At 39.1% G+C, this 2,746-nt stretch carries 4 protein-coding genes; 3 read left to right on the top strand and 1 reads right to left on the bottom strand.

Annotated features, from left to right (window positions below):
- The first annotated feature begins 247 nt into the window (after window positions 1-247).
- On the top strand, window positions 248-517 hold the full coding sequence (locus tag ACUVXA_RS19375) for a hypothetical protein (RefSeq protein WP_445872936.1): 270 nt from the start codon (window positions 248-250) through the stop codon (window positions 515-517).
- 94 nt (window positions 518-611) lie between these two features.
- Window positions 612-815 (top strand): hypothetical protein, encoded by a 204-nt coding sequence (locus ACUVXA_RS19370; RefSeq protein WP_445872935.1) that lies wholly within the window; start codon window positions 612-614, stop codon window positions 813-815.
- A gap of 83 nt (window positions 816-898) precedes the next feature.
- Here the strand turns inward: ACUVXA_RS19370 and ACUVXA_RS19365 are convergent, their stop codons facing one another.
- Window positions 899-1,219 (bottom strand): hypothetical protein, encoded by a 321-nt coding sequence (locus tag ACUVXA_RS19365; RefSeq protein WP_445872934.1) that lies wholly within the window; start codon window positions 1,217-1,219, stop codon window positions 899-901.
- Between the two features lie 496 nt (window positions 1,220-1,715).
- On the opposite strand from ACUVXA_RS19365, the gene ACUVXA_RS19360 reads away from it, so the two are divergent.
- Window positions 1,716-2,746, top strand: a 1,031-nt coding sequence (locus ACUVXA_RS19360; RefSeq protein ID WP_445872933.1) for an NAD(P)/FAD-dependent oxidoreductase, incomplete at its 3' end; no start/stop codon positions are given.

The following is a 2,746-nucleotide window of genomic DNA, read 5'->3' as shown; positions in this document are numbered from 1 at the left end:
TACTCGCAGATAAGACGAAAGCCACAACAGGCAAAACATAAGAACCAGAATCGAAAAAAATCCATTTTTTACTAATTTTTTAAAAAACAACCTAGAAACCACAATAATCAAAATAATGCAAATCTGCACAAAAAGCCTTAATAGAGCAAAATAATTCTACTGCATCTAAGTATGTATTTATTCATTGTAAGCTAAAATTTCCGGCAAAAAGCTATTAGGATCAGATTAAGAATTGGAGTTGCAAAAGATGGCTTCTGAGAAACAGAAAAAACAGCAGACTACTAAACGTAAAGAAAATGAAAGTTCAATGCTGCAGGAAATAAGAGAAGACATTTCCAAAATAAAATTAGACTTGGCTGAAATCAAAAAAATATTAGTTCAAATAAGAGAAGAAACACCAATAACTATACGATTAGCTGATGCAAAAGTAATGCCTTTGAAGGAAGCCAAAATCAAGGTGGAAAACTTTTTGCAGGAATGCTTTAAAAACAGGAAACCGTCTATCCCAGCGATGTAGCTGACGAGCTGGGACTGGACTTTGAACTGGTCCGGAACATTATAAATATGCTTATTAAAGAAGAAAAACTGGAAAAAATGAGGGAGGAGAGTAAATGGCGAAGACTTGCATAAACTATTATGAAGATGAGAATTCTGCGATCAGGGGAAGAAGAATAGTGATTGAAGCACGAAAAATCACCAAGCCACAGCGTTTCAGTGATAGAACATCGAGACACGGTGGACAAAGATTAAGAGCACACAACGCCAAAGCCTGGGTGGAATACGGTTACTGCAAAGGCAAAAAATGCGAATGGTAGTGCTATATAGTAGTGGACTGGTTAATGACCAGAATAGGTATTATACTCGGCATCAACTTCATCATAATTGGTTCCATCATCTTTTATTTATCTTCCACTTCTACCTCTCTTTTAATTATGGTGTATTCACTTGCTCTTTTGTGGCAGCAGAAACATATACCCAACACTGATTTTCCCCAGAATTCACATAGATTGTAACCACATCGGTATTCGACCTTTTTTCCTTCTTTAGGACATACTATAAAAACTTTTAGTTTCGGTTTGCCACTAGACCTACCGAATTTTTTTTCTGATTCTTCTTTGATAATCTTTAATGGGTAGTAGTCTGTTTTCATTACTCTAGCTCCAAAATAACCCTCCGAAATTGGGCTTATCACAGAGAAATGCCGAACCAATTGGATCAAAAAAGGGTCACCCTTTTGTCAATTTCGCCAATTTCTCAAACTCATAAGACTTGATTCCTTTCTTTTTCAATAAGTAAACCTTCTTTCTGCGTCCATTTCCTCATCGCTTCTTGGGTTGTAAAACAGTATTGTACTTTTCTTGTCTTCTTCTTTTATTCGCCAAACATGTTCTGCCTTCCCGATGCCTTCTTCAAAACACTCCCAATATTCTTTATTATCTATTACAATGATTCATCCTTAACCTTATTAAAGCTTTTAAGTATACTTATAAGTTACCCTTGAATACGAGACTGAGGCTTTTACGACTGAAAATCATCGTGATTTTTCCCAAAACTTGTCGGATAAACAGATATAGATTTGTATTTATAAGGCAAAAAACAAAATACATGCCCATCATAATCTAACTGCCAACCAATGGATTTAACTATCATATTTAATAACAATAAATTTTCATATATGTTATATTCCCTTCCACAAAAAAGAGGTGAAGGATTTTATGAGTAAAGAATACGATGTTATTGTTGTTGGTTCAGCATTTGCCGGTGCAGTTGCCGCTAAGACTGCCGCGGAAAAAGGACTTGAAGTTTTACTTCTGGAAAGGTCAACCGAACCCGGAGAAAAAATAGTCTCCGGAGGCATACTAACCCACGACGCGTTTAACGAGCCCGGCTTAGAGTTTCTAAAAGAAGCGCCATTAGAAAGAGAGCTCAAAGGCGTCAAGTGGATTATGGCCAACGAGAAAGGAGAAGCACCATTAGAACTCACCTTTAGAAGCACCGATGACAGCCGAGTAGGATACACCATCTACTGCTACGATTTCTGTAAATGGCTAACCCAACTCGCGGTGGATGCCGGCGCTGAATTCAGAAATAATACAACGGTGTTAGATGTTATAAAGGAGGATGGCTCTATTAAGGGAGTTCTGACGGAGAAGGGAGAAAAAATCAATTCCAAAGTGGTTGTGGCAGCCGATGGAGGAAAATCACTGACAGGAATCAGAGCCGGAGTAAGGAGAAAACTTCCACCAGAAAATGTGGAAAACTGTGTGGTACTAGATTTCACAATACCAGAGAGGGAGATCAGGAGACTAGGTCTACAAGACACATTTGAAGTTTACTGGGGAACATTAACTCCAGCAGATATAGGATCATACGTTTGGATATTTCCCTACAAGGAAAGCTTCCATCTGGGAGTAGGAGCTCTAGTCTCAAGCAGGAAAAATCCAACCATCTTCCTGGAGAGATTTCTACATTCACAATTATGGAAAGACAGATTCGAGGACATCGCAAAATTCAGAGCCTGGATGTGGAACACCGTTCCCCTATGGTCAGCTCTCGACAGAGATCAGAGAATGCTGGAAAGAACTTACGGTAATGGGATTCTTGTAGCAGGAGACGCTGGGGGATTTTTAGATTCCTTCACGTGCGCAGGCTTTTACGGTGCAATGGTCTCAGGAATGCTGGCAGGCGAAGCCGCAGCCGAATCCGTATCCAAAGGCAATGTCTCAGAGGAAGGACTCTCAATCTA

The organism is Candidatus Jordarchaeum sp. (assembly GCF_052745115.1).
This window is presented reverse-complemented; position numbering and strand designations above follow the sequence as displayed.